Annotated in this window: 16 protein-coding genes; 3 read left to right on the top strand and 13 right to left on the bottom strand. The window is 66.9% G+C overall.

Translation table 11 applies throughout. The annotated features are described in order from the left end of the window. Positions 1 to 6 precede the first annotated feature (6 nt). The 7 genes from FG154_RS09635 to FG154_RS09665 are packed head-to-tail and all read right to left on the bottom strand — an operon-like array spanning position 7 to position 7,698. Entirely contained in the window at positions 7 to 1,152 is a 1,146-nt protein-coding gene (locus FG154_RS09635; protein ID WP_145107065.1) for an iron-containing alcohol dehydrogenase, read from the bottom strand. Continuing rightward, a complete protein-coding gene (locus tag FG154_RS09640; protein WP_145107067.1) occupies positions 1,149 to 2,537 on the bottom strand; it encodes an aldehyde dehydrogenase family protein in 1,389 nt (462 codons plus the stop codon). Before FG154_RS09640 ends, FG154_RS09635 begins: the two co-directional genes overlap by 4 nt. 12 nt (positions 2,538 to 2,549) lie before the next feature. Continuing rightward, entirely contained in the window at positions 2,550 to 3,929 is a 1,380-nt protein-coding gene (locus FG154_RS09645; RefSeq protein WP_145107069.1) for a glutamine synthetase family protein, read from the bottom strand. Positions 3,930 to 3,988: 59 nt separating this feature from the next. After that, a complete protein-coding gene (locus FG154_RS09650) occupies positions 3,989 to 5,026 on the bottom strand; it encodes a TRAP transporter substrate-binding protein (protein WP_145107071.1) in 1,038 nt (345 codons plus the stop codon). 57 nt (positions 5,027 to 5,083) lie between these two features. Further along, entirely contained in the window at positions 5,084 to 6,409 is a 1,326-nt protein-coding gene (locus tag FG154_RS09655; RefSeq protein WP_145107074.1) for a TRAP transporter large permease, read from the bottom strand. Continuing rightward, on the bottom strand, positions 6,409 to 6,915 hold the full coding sequence (locus FG154_RS09660; RefSeq protein ID WP_011908629.1) for a TRAP transporter small permease subunit: 507 nt from the start codon (positions 6,913 to 6,915) through the stop codon (positions 6,409 to 6,411). The genes FG154_RS09655 and FG154_RS09660 overlap by 1 nt, the downstream gene beginning before the upstream one ends. 3 nt (positions 6,916 to 6,918) lie before the next feature. Next, the gene (locus FG154_RS09665; RefSeq protein ID WP_145107076.1) at positions 6,919 to 7,698 is read right to left on the bottom strand and encodes an N-formylglutamate amidohydrolase; all 780 of its coding nucleotides are present in this window, start codon (positions 7,696 to 7,698) and stop codon (positions 6,919 to 6,921) included. A gap of 135 nt (positions 7,699 to 7,833) precedes the next feature. On the opposite strand from FG154_RS09665, the gene FG154_RS09670 reads away from it, so the two are divergent. Further along, entirely contained in the window at positions 7,834 to 8,724 is an 891-nt protein-coding gene (locus tag FG154_RS09670; protein WP_145107078.1) for a MurR/RpiR family transcriptional regulator, read from the top strand. Between the two features lie 18 nt (positions 8,725 to 8,742). Here FG154_RS09670 and rodA read toward each other — a convergent pair whose 3' ends face one another. The 5 genes from rodA to FG154_RS09695 are packed head-to-tail and all read right to left on the bottom strand — an operon-like array spanning position 8,743 to position 14,347. Further along, on the bottom strand, positions 8,743 to 9,882 hold the full coding sequence (rodA, locus tag FG154_RS09675) for a rod shape-determining protein RodA (protein WP_145107081.1): 1,140 nt from the start codon (positions 9,880 to 9,882) through the stop codon (positions 8,743 to 8,745). Between the two features lie 7 nt (positions 9,883 to 9,889). Beyond that, on the bottom strand, positions 9,890 to 11,836 hold the full coding sequence (gene mrdA, locus FG154_RS09680; protein ID WP_145107084.1) for a penicillin-binding protein 2: 1,947 nt from the start codon (positions 11,834 to 11,836) through the stop codon (positions 9,890 to 9,892). Next, the gene (locus FG154_RS09685; RefSeq protein ID WP_145107086.1) at positions 11,833 to 12,372 is read right to left on the bottom strand and encodes a rod shape-determining protein MreD; all 540 of its coding nucleotides are present in this window, start codon (positions 12,370 to 12,372) and stop codon (positions 11,833 to 11,835) included. Before FG154_RS09685 ends, mrdA begins: the two co-directional genes overlap by 4 nt. Next, positions 12,365 to 13,279, bottom strand: a complete 915-nt coding sequence (mreC, locus tag FG154_RS09690; RefSeq protein ID WP_145107089.1) for a rod shape-determining protein MreC — start codon at positions 13,277 to 13,279, stop codon at positions 12,365 to 12,367. The genes FG154_RS09685 and mreC overlap by 8 nt, the downstream gene beginning before the upstream one ends. 30 nt (positions 13,280 to 13,309) lie before the next feature. After that, positions 13,310 to 14,347, bottom strand: coding sequence for a rod shape-determining protein (locus FG154_RS09695; protein ID WP_145107091.1), 1,038 nt, complete (start codon positions 14,345 to 14,347; stop codon positions 13,310 to 13,312). A gap of 321 nt (positions 14,348 to 14,668) precedes the next feature. Between FG154_RS09695 and FG154_RS09700 the strand changes: the two genes are divergently transcribed. Then, positions 14,669 to 15,625 carry an acyltransferase family protein gene (locus tag FG154_RS09700; RefSeq protein ID WP_145107094.1) on the top strand — a complete coding sequence of 319 codons (957 nt, stop codon included), beginning with the start codon at positions 14,669 to 14,671 and terminating at the stop codon, positions 15,623 to 15,625. Between the two features lie 56 nt (positions 15,626 to 15,681). Here FG154_RS09700 and FG154_RS09705 read toward each other — a convergent pair whose 3' ends face one another. Then, on the bottom strand, positions 15,682 to 17,271 hold the full coding sequence (locus FG154_RS09705; RefSeq protein WP_145107096.1) for a 2-isopropylmalate synthase: 1,590 nt from the start codon (positions 17,269 to 17,271) through the stop codon (positions 15,682 to 15,684). A gap of 430 nt (positions 17,272 to 17,701) precedes the next feature. Between FG154_RS09705 and FG154_RS09710 the strand changes: the two genes are divergently transcribed. Continuing rightward, positions 17,702 to 18,163: a pseudoazurin gene (locus FG154_RS09710; protein ID WP_145107099.1), complete on the top strand. Its 462-nt coding sequence runs from the start codon at positions 17,702 to 17,704 to the stop codon at positions 18,161 to 18,163. The last annotated feature ends 27 nt before the right edge of the window (positions 18,164 to 18,190 follow it).

Genomic DNA, 18,190 nt, shown 5'->3' on the forward strand with positions numbered 1-18,190 from the left:
CTGGTCCTAGAGACAGGCCTCGAACAGCGCGCGGGTGTTCTCGCGCGTCATCTCGACCGGGTTGCCGCCGCAGGACGGATCCTCCAGCGCCATCGCGGTCAGCTCATCGAGCCGGGTGGCCTCCACACCCATCGCGGAAAGGTTTTCCGGAATGGACAGTTCGGCCCGCAAGTCCATGATCTTGCTTCGGAAACCGTCAAAGCCGCCCTCGATGCCCAGATAGGCCGCCGCGCGGACGATTTTTTCTTCGATGGCCGGACGGTTGAAGTCCAGCACCATCGGCATCACCACCGCGTTCGTCGTGCCGTGGTGGGTGTTGTAGACCGCGCCGACCGGGTGGCTCAGCGAATGGATCGCGCCGAGGCCCTTCTGGAACGCCACCGCCCCCATCGCCGCCGCGCTCATCATGTGGGCGCGGGCTTCGAGGTCGCCCGGATTGGCGTAAACCTTGGGCAGGTTCTCGAACACCAGCCGCAGTCCTTCCAGCGCGATGCCCTGGCTCATCGGATGGTAGAAGGGCGAGCAATAGGCCTCGAGACAATGCGCGAGCGCGTCCATCCCCGTTCCGGCCGTGATGAACTTCGGCATCCCGACCGTCAGCTCGGGATCGCAGATCGTGACGGCGGGCAGGAGTTTCGGATGGAAGATGATCTTCTTCTTGTGGGTGGCCGAATTGGTCAGCACCCCCGCGCGCCCCACTTCCGATCCCGTCCCGGCCGTCGTCGGCACCGCCACGATGGGCGCGATCTTCGCCGCATCGGCCCGGGTCCACCAGTCGCCGATATCCTCCAGATCCCAGACACTGACGCTCTGGTCGTGCATCAGCGCGATCATCTTGCCCAGATCGAGCGCCGAGCCGCCGCCGAAGCAGATCACCCCGTCATGGCCGCCGGCCTTGTAGGCGGCAATGCCGGCCTGCATATTCATCTCGTTCGGGTTCGGATCGACCTCCGAGAAACAGGCGCGCCCAAGCCCCGCCGCCTCCAGCTGGTCGAGCGCGGCCAGCGTGATTGGAAGCGACGCCAGCGCCTTGTCGGTGACCAGCAGCGGCTTCTTCAGCCCGACGGCCTTGCACTGCTCGGCCAGTTCCGCGATGCGGCCCGCGCCGAACTTGATGGCGGTGGGATAGGACCAGTTCGCCCGGATCGTCATTTCGTCACCTTCTTGAGATGGTAGGATTTCGGCCGCGTGACCGACATGTAGCCGAGCGCCGAGAGCGCCGCACCCCGCCCGGTGTCCTTGCACCCCGTCCAGCAGAGCGCGGGGTCAAGGTAGTCGCAGCGGTTCATGAAGACGGTGCCGGTCTCGACCCGCGCGCCGATCTCGGCCGCCGCCTCGGCGTCCTGCGTCCAGATCGAGCAGGTCAGGCCATAGGGGCTGTCGTTCATCAGGCCGATGGCTTCCTCGTCGCCCGAAACCTTCATGATGCCGACCACGGGGCCGAAGCTCTCCTCCTTCATCACCCGCATGTCGTGGGTGACGTTCACGAGGATCTGCGGCGCGAGATAGGCGCCGCCGTCATCGGCCGGGAAGTGGGCCGGGTCGATCAGCGGGGTGGCGCCGGCGGCAATCGCCTCGGCCACCTGCTCGCGGACCACGCGCGCGAAGCGCAGGTTCGCCATCGGCCCCAGCGTCGTTTCCGGCTCGAACGGATTGCCCAGTTTCAGGGCCTTGACCCAAGCCACTGCCTTTTCAACGAAGGCGTCATAGAGGCTCTCGTGCACATAGATCCGCTCGATCCCGCAGCAGCACTGGCCCGCGTTGAACATCGCGCCGTCCATCAGGCTGTCCACCGCCGCGTCGAGGTCCGCATCGGCGCGGACATAGCCCGGGTCTTTGCCGCCGAGTTCCAGCCCCAGCGCGGTGAAGGTGCCGGCCGCCGCACGCTCGATGGCGGCGCCGCCCCCGACCGAGCCGGTGAAGTTCACGAAGCCGAAGGCGCGGGCGCCGATCAGCGTCTCGGTCGTGGCGTGGTCGAGGACGACGTTCTGGAACACGTCCTCTGGCACGCCGGCGGCGTGGAAGGCCTCGGCCAGACGCTCGCCCACCAGCAGGGTCTGGCTCGCGTGCTTCAGCACCACCGAGTTGCCCGCGATCAGCGCCGGGACCAGCGTGTTGATCGTCGTGAGATAGGGGTAGTTCCACGGCGCGATGATGAAGACCACGCCCACCGGCTCGCGCAGGATGCGGCGCTCGAACCGGTTCGAGGCCTCGGCCACGGTCGGCGCAAGCGCCTTTTCCGCGATCTCGGCCATGTAGGCGGTACGGTCGTTCACGCCGCCGAACTCGCCGCCGAAGCGGGTGGGGCGGCCCATCTGCCAGGCCAGCTCCTCGACGACCTGCTCCTTCATCTCGTTGAGCTTCGCCACCCCGGCCTTGACCAGTGCGATGCGCTCGGCGAGCGGGCGCACGGCCCAAGGCCCCTGCGCGGCCCTGGCACGGGCGGCCACGGCCTTCGCCTCCTCCATCGAGAGCGGCATCCGCTCGGCATAGACCCGCCCGTCGACGGGCGAGATCAGCTGGATCGGTTTCGTCATGATGTTCCCCGTTCAGGCGCGCTCGAATAGGCGGGCCAGTTCGAAATCGGTGACCACGCGGTCCTGCTCCTGGATCTCCCATTCCGCCGCGTGGTGGTAGTGCTCGACGACCTCGTCGCCCATCGCCGCGCGCAGCATCGCCGAGCACTTGAGAAGTTCCGCCGCCTCGCGCAGCGTCTTCGGGATCTCGCGGATGCCAGCGGTGGAATACATGTCGCCGCGCATTTCGGCTTCCAGATCCATCTTCTTCTCGATGCCGTCAAGCCCCGCCGCCAGGAGCCCCGCGCAGGCGAGATAGGGGTTCAGGTCGGCGCCGCCAATCCGGCACTCGATGCGGACAGATTTCGTGCCCTCGCCGCAGACGCGGAAGCCCGCGGTGCGGTTGTCGCGGCTCCAGACCGCCTTGGTAGGGGCGAACATGCCGATGCAGAAGCGCTTGTAACTGTTGATGTAGGGCGCGAGGAAGGCGGTGATCGCCTGCGCATGGGCCAGTTGGCCGGCGAGGAAGTGCTTCATCGTGGCCGACATGCCGTGCGGGTCGTCGGCGTCGAAGAAGGCGGGCTTGCCGTCGAGCGTCCAGAGCGACTGGTGGATGTGGCTGGACGAGCCCGCTCGGCGGTGGTCGTATTTCGCCATGAAGGTCACGGACTTGTCCGCGGCATGCGCGATGTCCTTCACCGCCATCTTGGTGATCGCGTGATTGTCGGCCGTGTCGAGCGCGTCCGAATATTTCACGTTGATCTCTTCCTGCCCGGCCTCGGCCTCGCCTTTGGAACATTCCACCGGGATGCCCGCGCCATAGAGGCCGTTGCGCAAGGTGCGCATCACCGCCTCTTCCTTGGTGGTCTGGAAGATGTGGTAATCCTCGTTATAGGCCGAGACCGGCTTCAGGTCGCGGATCTGGCCCGAGGCCTGCATTGAATCGCGCACCTGGTTGAACGAGGTCTCGAACAGGAAGAACTCGAGCTCCGTGGCCATCATCACCGTGAAGCCCATCGCCTCGGCCCGCGCCACCTGCCGCTTCAGGATTGCGCGGGGCGACTGGGGCACCTCCTGGTGATGGTGGTCGAGCAGGTCACACAGCACCAGAGCCGTGCCCTCCTGCCAGGGCAGCACCCGCAAGGTGCCCATGTCGGGCTTCATGACATAGTCGCCATAGCCCCTTTCCCAGCCCGAACTCTTGTAGCCGGGGACGGTGGTCATCTCCATGTCGATGGCCAGAAGATAGTCGCAGCAATGGGTCTCGTGATGCGCGCTGTCGATGAAATGCTGCGCGTGGAACCGCTTGCCCATCAGGCGGCCCTGCATGTCGACGCAGGCGACCAGAACCGTGTCGATCTCGCCGCGCTCGGTGGCTTCCTTCAAGGCGTCGAATGTCATGTTGCCGGGCATGTCTGTCCTCGTTCACTCGCAGGCGGGGTGGGGCGGCGCGGGGCCGCCCCGGTCAGGCGTCAGGAGAAGCGATAGGGCGGGCCCGCCTTCTTCATCGTCTCGTTGTAGTCCTTGATGATCTGCACGACCTTGGCCTTCACCTCGGATTCCTGCGCGATCTCGTCCCAGAACTCGACGGCGGCATTCTCGACCTGGGCCCATTCCTCGTCGGGGATGGTGGTGAGCTTCAGCTTGGTCTCGTTCACCCGCAGATGCGCCTCGCCGGCCCAGTACCAGTGCTGGCGGTAGTAATGCGACTGCTCGAAGCAGACGCGGAGCAGTTCCTGCAGGTGGGGCGGCACCTCGTTCCAGCGGTCCATGTTGGCGAAGAAATGCCCGATCCAGGCGCCCGAGATGTTGTTGGTCAGGAAGTAGTCGGTGACGTTGGCCCAGCCGACCGTGTACACCTCGGTGATGCCCGACCAGGCGAGGCCGTCCAGTTCGCCGGTCTGCAGGGCCACCTCGACATCCTCCCAGGGCAGCGTCACCGGCACCACGCCGAAGCGGGTCAGGAAGCGCCCGGCGGTGGGGAAGGTGAAGACGCGCAGGCCCTGCAGGTCGGCCAGGCTGTTGATCGGCTTCTTGGTCGAGAAGTTGCACGGATCCCACGAGCCGGCCGAGATGTGCTTGACCCCGACCTTGGCATATTCCTCGGCCCAGATCGCGCCGAGCCCGTATTTGTTGAAGAGCGCCGGCACATCGAGCGAATAGCGGAGTGCCATGGGGAAATAGCCGCCGAACACCGTCACCTCGGTCGGCGAGGCCATCGAGTCGTCGTCGGATTGCACGCAGTCGATGGTGCCGCGCTGCATCGCCTGGAACAGTTCGGCCGTGGGCACCAGCTGGTCGGCATAGAACAGCTCGATCTCCATCTGGCCCTGGGCGATGGTGTTGAAGGCCTCCACCGCCGGTTTCACGACATGCTCGCCAAGGGCGGCCCCGGCATAGGTCTGCATCCGCCACTTGATCGGCGCCTGCGCGCGGGTCACGGCGGGGGCGGCTAGGCTGGCCGCACCGGCCAGCGCCCCGGTGGTGAGGAACTTCCGTCTGGTCGTCATGTCATACCTCCATTGAGTGAGCGGAAGCGGTTCGGGCCGCCTCTCGTTGATGGGCTGTCATCTGGCGTAGAGCGTCTGCGGCAGCCAGAGTGCAATCTGCGGGAAGGCCATCACCAACGCCAGCGCCACGACCATTACTGCGACGAAAGGTATGATCGAACGGTAAATATCGCCGATGCTGACCTCGGGCGGGGCCATGGCCCGCATCAGGAACAGGTTGTAGCCGAAGGGCGGTGTCAGATAGGCGACCTGGCAGGTGATGGTGTAGAGCACGCCATACCAGATCAGGTCGAACCCCAGCACCCCCACCAGCGGCACGTAAAGCGGCGCCACGATCACGAGCATCGCCGTATCGTCGAGGAACATCCCCATGATGAGGTAAGAGAGCTGCATCATGATGAGGATCGTCCAGGGCGAAAGCTCCAGCCGGTCCACGAAGAAGCCCTGGATCGCCCGCACCGCGCCCAGGCCATCGAAGACCGCGCCGAAGGCCAGCGCCGCAAGGATGATCCACATGAACATGCACGAGATGGCCAGCGTCGCCCGCGTCGAGGTCTCGAACACCTCGCGGGTGAAGCGCCCCTTGACGACCGCCGCCGCCACCGTGACCAGCGCCCCGATGACCGAGCTTTCCACAAGGCTCGTCCAGCCGTTGACGAAGGGCACCATCATCGAGGCGAAGATCCCCAGCGGCAGCAGGCCCGCCGCCAGCAGGCGCATCTTCTCGGCGCGCGGAACGGCGGCCAGCTCTTCGGGCGGCAGGACGGGCCCGAGAGAGGGGTTCAGCCGGCACCGCAACCAGATGTAGGCCACGAAGAGCGAGGCCATCAGCAGCCCCGGCAGGATCCCCGCCAGCCAGAGCTGCCCCACCGGCTGCCGCGCGATCATGGCGTAAAGCACCAGCACAACCGAGGGCGGGATCAGGATGCCGAGGCTCGACCCGGCCTGGATCACGCCCGTGACCATCCGCTTGTCGTAGTTGCGGCGCAAAAGCTCGGGCAGGGCGATGGTCGCGCCGATCGCCATGCCCGCCACCGACAGCCCGTTCATCGCCGAGATCAGCACCATCAGGAGGATCGTCCCGATGGCGAGGCCCCCCGGCACCGGGCCGAACCAGACATGGAACATCCGGTAGAGATCATCGGCCAGCCGGCTCTCGCTCATGACATAGCCCATGAAGATGAACATGGGCAGCGTCAGCAGCGGATACCATTTCATCAACTTCATCGCCGCCGAGAAGCCCAGGCTCTGCCCGCCCGTGCCCCACAGCGCGAGCGAAGCCACCACGGCGACAAAGCCGATCACGCCGAAGACGCGCTGCCCGGTCAGCATCATCAGCAGCATCGCCGAGAACATCAGGATGGCGATCATCTCGTAGGACATCAGATCGTCTTCCCGCGCAGCGTGGCGATATCCCGGATCAGGATGGCGAGACACTGCAGGATCATCAGCACGAAGCCCAGGCACATCACCAGCTTGATCGGCCAGAGGTAGGGCCGCCATGCGGTCGGGCTGCGCTCGTTGTATTGCAGCGAATAGGCGGTGCTGTCGATCGCGCCCCAGAGCATGACGCCGAGATAGAGGATCACGGCGAAGATCGTGACCGCGTCCCACCAGCTCTTCTTCCGCAAGGGCCAGTCGGCATAGAGCAGATCCATCCGCACATGGCTGCCCATCTGCAGCGAATAGGGCCCGCCGAGGATGAAGTAGGCCACCATCACGAACTGCGCCATCTCCAGCGTCCAGAGCGACGGGTTGAAGAAGACCTTGGACACCGAGGACCACAGCAGCACGCCCATCAGGACGAACAGGAGATACATGGCAAAGCGGCCGATCCCGTAGTTCAGCCGATCCACCAGCCGGACGAAGGCGACAAGAACCCGCGGCATCGCTCAGCCCGCCCCGTCCGGCGCCGGCAGCGCGGCCAGCGCCCGCTCGAGGATCGGGGCGAGACGGTCGGCCATGGCCTCTTCGGCCTCGGGCGTGGCGATCAGGTCGTTGCGGATCTCGAGCATCACGTTCGCAAGCTCGTAGGGCAGGGCCTGAAGACGCAGCGTGTGGGTCACGTCATCGGCGGCGGAATAGGGCTCGTTCAGCCCGCAGACGAGTCCGCTGTCGCGGCTCTCGGCGAAAACCGCGCGGGCGAGACGGTCGTCCCGGTCGTGGATGATGCCGAACTCGACGCGGCGGGGCTGGCCATGCCACAGGGGCGTGAAGGAATGGATCGTCACCAGCGCCGGCGGGGAGCCTCGCGCGATGCGCCGCACGATCTCGGCCCGCAGGTCGGCATGAAACGGTGCATAGACCGCCGCGGTCCGGGCCGCCCGCTCCTCGGGGGAAAGGCCGATGTTGCCGGGGATCGCGTGCATCTCGGACCGCTCGGCCATCGCCCCCGGCTGGTCAGGCGCCCGGTTGCAATCATAGACGAGCCGCGAGACCGGCGCATGAACCAGCGCCGCATCGAGCCTCCGGGCCAGCGCCCGCGACAGGCCGAGCGCGCCCGGATCCCACGCGATATGCGCGCGCCGGAGATCCTCGGACAGCCCGAGGTCGCCCCAGGCTTCGGGCAAGCAATGCGAGGCATGTTCGCACACCAGCACGAACCGGCTGCTGCCCGCGGGATTTTCCACCATGGCGGGATATCGGTGCGGCGGTCTGTCGGCGAAGGTCATTCTTGTTCGATTCATTCCCTGTTGCAACAAAGGCTCCACTGCGGCCCTCTGTCCTGTCAAGAAAATTTCTGCGTGGCACAGTTTGTTAAGATATTTACCATGAGATGAGGTGCCGGCGGGGCGGACGTGCCTGCGATGCGGGCGGAAGCGAGGAGGCGAAGGCGGTTGTCCACGATCGAGGAACTGATGAGGTCGGCGCTGCCGGACCTGACCCGGGCCGAGCGCCAGCTGGCCACCCATATCCTGCGCCAGTATCCGGTGGCGGCGCTCGGCTCGATCACCGCGCTGGCCAAGGCGGCGGATGTCTCGACGCCGACTGTCGTCCGGCTGGTGCAGAAGCTGGGGTTCAAGGGCTACCCCGACTTTCAGGCCGGTCTGCGCGGCGAGGTCGAGGCGATGCTGATGTCCCCGCTCGCCAAGCATGAGCGGTGGGCGGGCGGCGTGCCCGACACGCACATCCTCAACCGTTTCGCCGATGCGGTGGTGGCCAATCTCGAGGCGACGCTGGGCCAGATCGACCATGCCGAATTCGACGCCGCCGCGCGCCTGCTCGCCGATCCCGGGCGGCGGGTCTTCGTCCTCGGCGGCCGGATCACCCACGCGCTGGCCGACTATTTCGTCACCATGATGAAGGTGACCCGTCCCGAGGTCATGCTCATGTCCGACATGTCGAGCACCTGGCCGCCGGCCCTCCTCGACATGGGCAAGGGCGACATCCTCCTGCTCTTCGACATCCGCCGCTACGAGAACACCGTGCTGCAGGTGGCCGAGATGGCGGTCGAGCAGGGGGTGGAGGTGGTGCTGATGACCGACCGCTGGATCTCGCCCGCCGCGGTCCATGCCCGCCACACCTTTTCCTGCCAGATCGAGGTGCCGTCGGCGTGGGACTCGACGGTGGCCATGCTGGTGCTGCTCGAGACCCTGATCTCGGCCGTCCAGAGCCTCACATGGGAACAGACCGAAGAGCGGATGAAGCGCCTCGAAGAGCTTTACGCCCGCTCGCGGGTCTTCCGCCGCCACCGCTGAGACGGGCGGCGCGCCGCCTCACCTCAGCCTGTGGACATGGGCGCTCTGCACCAGGCCGAAGGCCGCCATCAGCACCAGCATGGCCGAGCCGCCGTAGCTCACCAGCGGCAGCGGCACGCCCACGACCGGCGCCATCCCCATCACCATCGACAGGTTGACGGCCAGGTAGAAGAAGAAGTTGGCCGCGATCCCGAGGATCAGGAGCGACGAGAACCGGTCCTTGTTCTGCAGCGCCGAGGCCACGCAGAAGGCGATCACCAGCGCATAGAGCACCAGAAGCGAGGCCGCACCGACGAAGCCGAACTCTTCGGCGAGGGTGTTGAAGATGAAGTCTGTGTGCTTTTCGGGCAGGAAGTTCAGCCGGCTCTGGGTGCCCTGCATGAAGCCCTTGCCCCCCCAGCCGCCCGAGCCGAGCGCGATCTTGGCCTGGATGATGTTGTAGCCCGCGCCCAGCGGATCGGCCGTCGGATCGAAGAACGTGTCGATCCGGCGATACTGGTAATCGTGCAGGAACTGCCAGGGCGTCCCGCGCAGGGTGAAGACCGAGAAGATCGCCCCGGCGCCCATGGCGGCGATGATCCCGAAATACCACAGGCTCACCCCGGCCAGGAACATGACCGCCGCACCCACCATCAGCAGCAGCAGCGCCGTCCCGAGGTTCGGCTGGATCACCACCAGCGCGGTCGGCACCAGGATCATCAGCGCCGGGATCAGCACCCAGAGCGGACGCGAGACCTTCCGGGGGTCCAGCCAGTCGTAGTAGGCGGCCAGCATCATCACCAGCGTGACCTTGGCCATCTCCGACGGCTGGAGCACGAGCGGCCCCAGCGCGATCCACCTCTGCGCCCCCATGCCGACGGTGCCGAACATCTCGACCACCACCAGCAGGGCCAGCGAGACGAGATAGGCCAGCCCCGCCACGTTGCGCCAGAACCAGATCGGCACGAAGGCGATCACGAACATCAGCACGAGGCCCACCGCGAACCGCTTCATCTGCGGCGCGGCCCATGTGTCGATGTTCCCGCCCGCCACCGAGGTCAGCATGAGCCAGCCCACCGAGGCGGTGGCCGTGACCAGCAGCACCAGCGCCCAGTTGACATGCAGCACCTTCGACAGCCCGGTGGGCGCGGTCTTGACGCGGTATTCGAGGAAACTCATGGCGGCCTCAGGCTCGCGAACGGGCGGTGGCTTCGGGTTCGATCTTGCGCAGCGGCAGGCTCGTGAGCAGCGTCTCGATCCGGGCACGCTGGCTCTCGGGATAGGCCGAGAGCGGGGGCAGGGGACCGGGGGTCAGGCAGCGGAGGACCACGTCGCGCACGATCGGCCCCGCGACGGACGAGCCGCCGCCGCCATGCTCGACCACCACGGCCACCGCGACGCGCGGCGCATCGTAGGGGGCAAAGCCCACGAAGAGCGCATGGTCCCGCCGGTTCCAGGGCAGCTGGTCGTTCGAGATCACACCCCGCGCCCGCTCGGCCGCCGAGATGTTGCGCACCTGGCTCGTGCCCGACTTGCCGGCCAGCACGAGCGTCGGGTCCACCACGCGGGTCGAATAGCCCGTCCCGCGCCGGTCGTTGATCACGGAATGCATCCCCTGCCGCACCGCGCGCAGCTGCGAGACGCTCACCTCCAGGGGCGGCGCCTCGGCCACCGCCAGTTCGGCATCCCCCACGGACCGCACGAGGCGCGGCCGGATCGCCCGCCCGCTCGCGATCCGGGCGGTCATCACCGCCAGCTGAAGCGGCGAGGCCAGCACATAGCCCTGCCCGATCGAGGCGTTGATCGTGTCGCCGATCCGCCACTCCTGCTCGTAGCGTTGCCGCTTCCAGGCCTTGTCGGGCATGATGCCTTCGGTGATGGCCGACATGGGCAGGTCGTGGCGCATCCCGAGGCCCAGCCTGCGGCCCATCTCGGCGATCTTGTCGATGCCGACCCGCTGGGCGATGTCGTAGTAATAGACGTCGCAGCTTTCCGACAGCGACCGCGAGAGCGACACCATCCCGTGCCCGCCGCGCTTCCAGCAGTGAAAGCGCCGCCCGCCGGTCTCGTAATGGCCGGGGCAATAGACCGATGTGTCCGCGTTGATGACCCCCGCCTCGAGGGCGGCGAGCGCCGTCACCATCTTGAAGGTGGAGCCGGGCGGATAGGCGCCCTGCACCGCCTTGTTGGCCAGCGGCCGGTGGTCGTTCTCGGTCAGCGCGGAATAGTCCTTGTAGGAGATGCCGCGCACGAAGAGGTTCGGATCGAACGAGGGCGACGAGCAGATGGCGAGGATGTCGCCCGTCGTCACGTCGATGGCCACCGCGGCCGCACTTTCGCTGCCCAGACGCGCCTGCACGAAATCCTGGATCTCGGCGTCGATCGTCAGGCGGATGTCGTCGCCCGCCTCGCCCTCGATCCGGTCGATCTCGCGCATCATGCGGCCGAAGGCGTTGACCTCGATGCGCTTGGTGCCGGCCTTGCCGCGCAGCGTGCCCTCCATCCAGGTCTCGACGCCGATCTTGCCGATCTGGAACTCGGGGATCTTCAGCAGCGGGTCGGGGTCCTCGATCCGGGCGAGATCGCTCTCGCTTACCGGGCCCACATAGCCCACCACATGCGCGAAATCGGTGTCGAGCGGATAGGCGCGGCTGAGACCCACCTCGGGTGTCACGCCCGGCAGCGAGGGCGCGTTGATCGCGACCTTCGACAGATCCTGCCAGGCCATCCGGTCGGCCACGATGATCGGCACGAAGGGGCTGTGCCGCTTCGCCTCGGCCAGCACACGTTCGATGTCGGGCTCGGTCAGGGGGATCACGCCGGCCAGGCGGCGCAGGACCGCCTCGACGTCGCCCGCATCCTCGCGGGTGATGACGACGCGGTAGTTCTGCTCGTTCCCCGCGATCAGGCGGCCGTTGCGGTCGAAGATCTGCCCGCGCGTGGGCGGGATCAGGCGGATGTTGATCCGGTTCTCCTCGGCCAGAAGCTTGAACTCGTCGGCCTGGTCCACCTGAAGATAGCGCATCCTTGCGCCCAGCACCGCGAACATGGCGGTCATCGCACCGCCCATGAAAAGCGCGCGGCGGTTCACCTTGCGGGCGCTGTCCTCGGAATCGCGGGCGGATCGTCTCACATGCGTCTCCCGAAAGCATCGAGCTCGCCCGTGGCGGGCTTGCGCAGGTCCAAGAGCAGCCAGCAGCAGCCGACGATCAGAGGATAGCAGAGGATCGTGGTCGCCGTCTGCTGCAGATGCTGGCCGAGGGCCGGCTGGGGCAGGAAGGCCAGCGCCGCCACCGTCCGTTCGGCAAAGCGCAGCGCGAGCATGATGCCCGAGACGAGCAGCCACTCGACGGGAAAGCTCAGCTCGCGCGTGAGGGCGGCCCGCGTGCGCAGGAACTCGGTCGCGATCAGGACCAGGGCTGCCCAGAGGCCGGGGGGCCGCATCAAGAGCAGATCCTCGAGCAGCAGGACCACCGCCAGCAGCAACGCGGGCAGATAGTCGGGCCGCCGCATGACCCAGGCGAGGATCAGGCAGAGCAGGAGGTCCGGCCCCGGCCAGGCGCCCGCCTCGAAGCCGAGCGGCAGCAGGCGCAGCATCACGAGAAAGGCCGCGATGCCGACGAAGACCGTGGGATAGAGCCAGACGCGGCGGCGGATGCCCTCAGCCATCGGCGCCCTCCGCCGTGGCGGCCACGGGCAGATCGGCCGGAGGGGCGGGCGGCTGCGCCACGAGGCCGCCGGGGTCGCTGATCGGCTCAAGCTCGTGGCTGCGCAGGACGCGCAGGAACTCGAGCCGCCCGTAATCGGCCGCGAGGCGCACCCGCAGCCGCCGGTCCGGCCCCTGCGCGACCTGACCCACGAGAAGATCGGCCGGAAAGACCCCGCCATCGCCCGAAGTGACGACCCGGTCTCCGGGGCGCACCAGATCCGGCTTGTCGAGGAACTCGAGCGGCGGAGAGGGCGAGTTGTCACCTGTCAACAGCGCGCGCTGGCCGGAAGGCTGCACCGTCACCGGGATGCGGCTGTTCGTGTCGCTGAGCAGGATCACCCGGCTGGTCGTGCGGCCCACGCCCGAGATCCGCCCCACCAGCCCGATCCCGTCCATCGTGGCCCAGCCGTCGCGGATGCCGTCGCGCGCGCCCACGTTCAAGAGCACCGACTGCCGGAAGGGCGAGCCGGAATCGGCCAGCACCACGCCCGTGACATGGGTGAGCTTCGGGTCGAGCCGCACCTGATTGAGGTCGAGAAGCCGGGCGTTCTTCTGCTCCAGCTGGAGGGCCGCCTCCTTCCAGGCCTTCATCTGCTGAAGCTCGCGCCGAAGCTCCTGATTCTGTTCGTAGATCCTGGTGTAGGACTGGAAGTTCTCGACCATGCCCGCGACTTTGGTCATCGGCGTCATGAGCCATTCGAACGAGGGCACCACGCGGTCGATCAGGGCGGCGCGGAACTGCTCGACCCGCGGGCTGTCGATCCGCCAGATCAGGAAGATCCCGAGCAGCAGCAGAACCAGCCCGCCGACAAGGATGCGGCGGAGCGGACGGCTGAAATCCTCCGGTCTGGTCCGGTCGCGGGCCACGGTTGTCCCTCGTCAGAAGCCGACGCGCCGTCAGCTTTCGTAGTCGATCACATGCCGAAGCTGCTTTTCATATTCCAGCGCCTTGCCGGTGCCGAGCGCCACACAATTCAGCGACTCGTTGGCCACCGAGATCGAAAGCCCGGTCTGTTCGCGCAGCGCAAGATCGAGATCGCCCAGAAGCGCGCCGCCCCCTGTCAGCATCACACCGCGGTCCACGATGTCGGCGGCGAGGTCCGGGGGCGTCGCCTCCAGCGCCTGCATCACCGCGTCGCAGATCTGCTGCACGGGTTCGGCCAGCGCCTCGGCCACCTGCGCCTGATTGATCTCGGTCTCTTTCGGGACGCCGTTCAGCAGGTCACGGCCGCGGATCGTCATCGACTGGCCGCGCCCGTCGTCGGGCATCCGGGCGGTGCCGATCGAGGTCTTGATCCGCTCGGCGGTCGATTCCCCGATCAGCAGGTTCTGGTGGCGGCGGAGGTAGGCGATGATGGCATCGTCCATCCGGTCGCCACCCACCCGCACCGAGCGGGCATAGACGATGTCGCCCAGGCTGAGGACGGCCACCTCGGTCGTGCCGCCACCCACATCCACCACCATGTTGCCGGTGGGATCGGTGATCGGCATGCCCGCGCCGATGGCCGCCGCGATGGGCTCGGCGATCAGCCCCGCGCGCCGGGCGCCCGCCGACAGGACCGACTGGCGGATCGCCCGCTTTTCCACCGGGGTCGCGCCGTGGGGCACGCAGACGATGATCTTCGGCTTGGAGAAGGTCGTGCGCTTGTGCACCTTGCGGATGAAATGCTTGATCATTTCCTCGGCGGTGTCGAAGTCGGCGATCACCCCCTCGCGCATGGGCCGGATGGCCTCGATCGAGCCCGGCGTCCGGCCCAGCATTAGCTTGGCATCCTCGCCCACCGCAAGGACCTGCTTCTTGCCGTCCTTGACGTGGTAGGCCACCACCGAGGGTTCGCTCAGCACGATCCCCTTGCCACGGACATAGACCAGCGTGTTCGCGGTGCCGAGGTCGATGGCCATGTCTGACGAGAAGAGGCCGGTGAGAAACGACATGCTCTGCTGATCCTGTCCTGAAAGAAGGAAACCGCCCGCGACTCTCGGCGAGGCAGGCGCCCTGCTTATAGGAAGCGGGCGGCGAGAGGGGAAGGGCCCTGTCGGGCCGGGCCGGCGTCAATCCGCGCGCGGGCCGGGGCGGGAAGGGCCGTTGTGGGTCTGAGGGGGCCGTCGTCACCCCTCATGCCCGTCGTCTCGGCCGAGTAGAAACTGGCCATGATGCGGGAAAATGCTGGCGTTCGGCAGCGCCCGGCCGCCCGCCCTTTGACCCGGCGCGGGCATGGCTTAGGTTGCGGGCGGTTGTAACGACGGGGACTTCGATTGATCCGCTCTGCCACCTCGGGGCCGCAGCCCCGGAACCTCTCTCTCGATGCTCTCAAGATCGTGATGGCCATGATGGTCGTGGGGCTTCATGCGGGCTTCCTGCGCGATGTCCATCCGGGCCTGTCGCACTTCTTCACCAACGGCCTCTTCCGGATCGCCGTCCCCACCTTCCTCGTGATCAACGGCTATTTCCTCGAGCGTCAGCTCGATCAGGGGGTCGGGGCCTGGGTCCGGCGCGTGGCGCTGCTTTACGGGCTCTGGATGGCGATCTACGCGCCGCTCTGGCTGCCGGGGGCGCTGGCGGTGCCGTCCTTCGGCCGCGAGGTGCTGCTCTTTGGCTACTATCACCTCTGGTATCTGCTGGCGCTGCTCCTTGGCGGGCTGCTGGTGGCGGCGCTGCGGCCGGCAGGCGAGAGGGTGCTCGTTGCGGTCGGGGCGCTGACCTTTGCCGCGGGCGTCGGGATCCAGTATGCGGGCAATCTGCATCTTTTCGACGGGCCGCTCGATCAGAGCCTGAACCGGGTGCAGACCTACCGCAACTTTCTCTTCATGGGCTTGCCGTTTCTCATCTGCGGCGTGCTTGTCGCGCGGCACGAGGGGCGGCTCGCGCGGCTTGGCTCGGGCCGGATGCTGGCGTTGGCGCTGGGGCTGCTGGCGGCGGAATGGTCGGCGAACATGATCTGGAACCGCGACGATCCGGTGTTCGAGATCTTTGTCTCTCTGGCCATCGTCTGCCCGGTCCTGTTCCTGACCGTGAAGGGCTGGCAGCTGCGGGGGACGAGCCGCTCTATCGGGCAGCTTGCGACGGCGCTTTACCTTGTGCATGTCGCGGTCCTGCACGTCACCTACGACGTCGAGATGGGCGATACGCTGCGGACGCTGATCGGGCTGGCGGCCGCGTCGCTCGTCGCGGTGCCGGTCGTTCTTGCGGCGCGCAGGGTGCCGCTGCTCTAGCCGGTGCGAGGCCCCGCCATTCGCGCTTCGTGAATGGCGGGGCGCCCATGCCCGTGTCAGGCGTGCGAGCTGTAGTGGACATCCTTCATGTCGGCGCCCGGTGCCGATTTCTGGCGCCGGTGGATCAGCCGGTTCAGCGCGTTCACATAGGCCTTGACGCTCGCCACCACCGTATCGGTGTCGGCGGCCTGGCCGGTCGCGATCTTGCCGTCTTCTTCCAGCCGGACCGAGACCGTGGCCTGCGCGTCGGTGCCTTCCGTCACCGCATGGACCTGATAGAGATGCAGCCGTGCGTGATGCGGATAGAGCATCTTGACCGCGTTGAAGGCCGCATCCACCGGGCCGTCGCCGGTTGCGTCGATGGAATGATCGACCCCCTCGACCGAGAGGGTCATCTCGGCCTCCTGCGGGCCGTCGGTGCCGCAGACCACGCGCAGGCGCTTGAGTTGCAGGACGTCATGTTCGGCCGAGGTGGCCTGATCCTGGATCAGCGCCACGATGTCGTCGTCGAACACTTCCTTCTTGCGGTCGGCCAGTGCCTTGAAGCGCACGAAGACGTCGTTGAGCTGGTTCTCGCCCAGATCATACCCCAGATCCTTGAGCTTGGCGCGCAGGGCCGCCCGGCCGGAATGCTTGCCCATCACCAGCGAGGTGTCCGCCAGACCCACATCGGCGGGGCGCATGATCTCGAAGGTCTGGGCGTTCTTCAGCATCCCGTCCTGATGGATGCCGGATTCGTGCGCGAATGCGTTCTTGCCGACGATGGCCTTGTTGAACTGCACCGGGAAGCCCGAGACGGTGGCGACCTTGCGGCTGATGTTCATGATCCGCGTCGTGTCGATGCCGGTGCGGTAGGGCATGATGTCGTTGCGCACCTTCAGCGCCATCACCACCTCTTCGAGCGCGGTGTTGCCCGCGCGCTCGCCGAGGCCGTTGATCGTGCATTCGATCTGCCGCGCGCCGGCCTCGACGGCGGCCAGCGCATTCGCGGTCGCCATGCCCAGATCGTTGTGGCAGTGCGTGGCGAAGATGACCGTGTCCGCGCCCGGCACCCGCTCCAGCAGCATGCGGATCAGGTCGGCGCTTTCGCGCGGCGCGGTATAGCCCACCGTGTCGGGGATGTTGATCGTGGTGGCGCCCGCCTTGATCGCGATCTCGACCACGCGGCAGAGATAGTCATGCTCGGTCCGCGTGGCATCCATCGGCGACCACTGGATGTTGTCGCAGAGGTTCCGGGCGTGGCTCACCGTGTCGTGGATCCGCTCGGCCATCTGGTCCATGTCGAGGTTCGGGATCGCGCGGTGCAGCGGCGAGGTGCCGATGAAGGTGTGGATGCGCGGGGACCGGGCGTGGCGCACCGCTTCCCAGCAGCGGTCGATGTCCTTGTAGTTCGCCCGCGCGAGGCCGCAGATCGTGGAGTTCTTCGCCTGTTTCGCGATGGCCGAAACCGCCTCGAAATCGCCTTCGGAGGCGATGGGGAAGCCCGCCTCGATGATGTCCACGCCCATCTCGTCGAGCAGCGCCGCGATCTCGAGCTTTTCGTCGTGGGTCATGGTCGCGCCGGGGGACTGTTCCCCATCGCGCAGGGTGGTGTCGAAAATCAGGACGCGGTCCTGCTCGGAGGCGGTCTTGGTCGTGTCGGTCATGTGAATTCTCTCGTTGTCCTCAGCTTCGGTCCCGGGCGCTGGTCACCTCCGAGCGGTCGCGCCCAAGGGCACGCTCAGAGGCAGCTAAGGAGAAGAAGCGCACGGGTGGCCATCGCCCGGAGGGGCGGGGCAATAGTGATCGCAATGGAGCGGTCCCGTGTCATGGCGCGGATATTACGGAGGACGGCGCAAAAGGGAAGCGGGAAAATGACCCTGCGTCCGGTGATCGGGGTCGCGCCTTCGGTCCAGAGGGTCTCGCGGCGACCCATGCCTGGAACGCAAGGCTGCCATGCGAAAATTGCCCGCGCGGGCAGGTCGCAGCCCCTGTCAGGCCCGAATTGATGCAGCGCAACCCCCGCAGGTCTCCGGGGGCGTAAACCTCTCCCTGTGAGAGACATGAACGGCTTGCAGCGCAGAAAGGACGACTGAGATGCTTGCGAAACTCCCGATGATCGGCCTTGCCGCGGGGTTCGCCGCGGCCCTTGCCGCGCCCGCCGCCCTTGCGGCCCATTACGAGATCGCCATGGTGCACAATGGCTCGACCGGAGCCAAGGCCTTCGAGCCCGCCTTCATCCAGGCCCGCGTCGGCGACACCGTCACCTTCGTGCCCGTGGACAAGGGCTTCAACGCCGAGATCATCCCCGGAATGCTGCCGCTGGGCGCGCGCGGCTTCAGGGGCGGCATGAACGAGCCCGTGACGATCACCCTGACGCAGGAAGGCGTCTGGGGCGTCAAGAGCATGCCCTACTACGGGATGGGGATGGTGGCGGTGATCCAGGTCGGATCGCCCGTCAATCTCGACGAGGCCATGTCGATCCCGCAACCGGCGCGGGCGCAGGCGCGGCTGGAGCCGATCTTCGCGCAGGTGCTGCAGAACTACGAGGCCAACTGATCCTGCGCCACCGCAGGCAGGGCCCGG

This window comes from Cereibacter sediminicola, assembly GCF_007668225.1.
Classification (GTDB): Bacteria; Pseudomonadota; Alphaproteobacteria; order Rhodobacterales; family Rhodobacteraceae; genus Cereibacter_A; species Cereibacter_A azotoformans.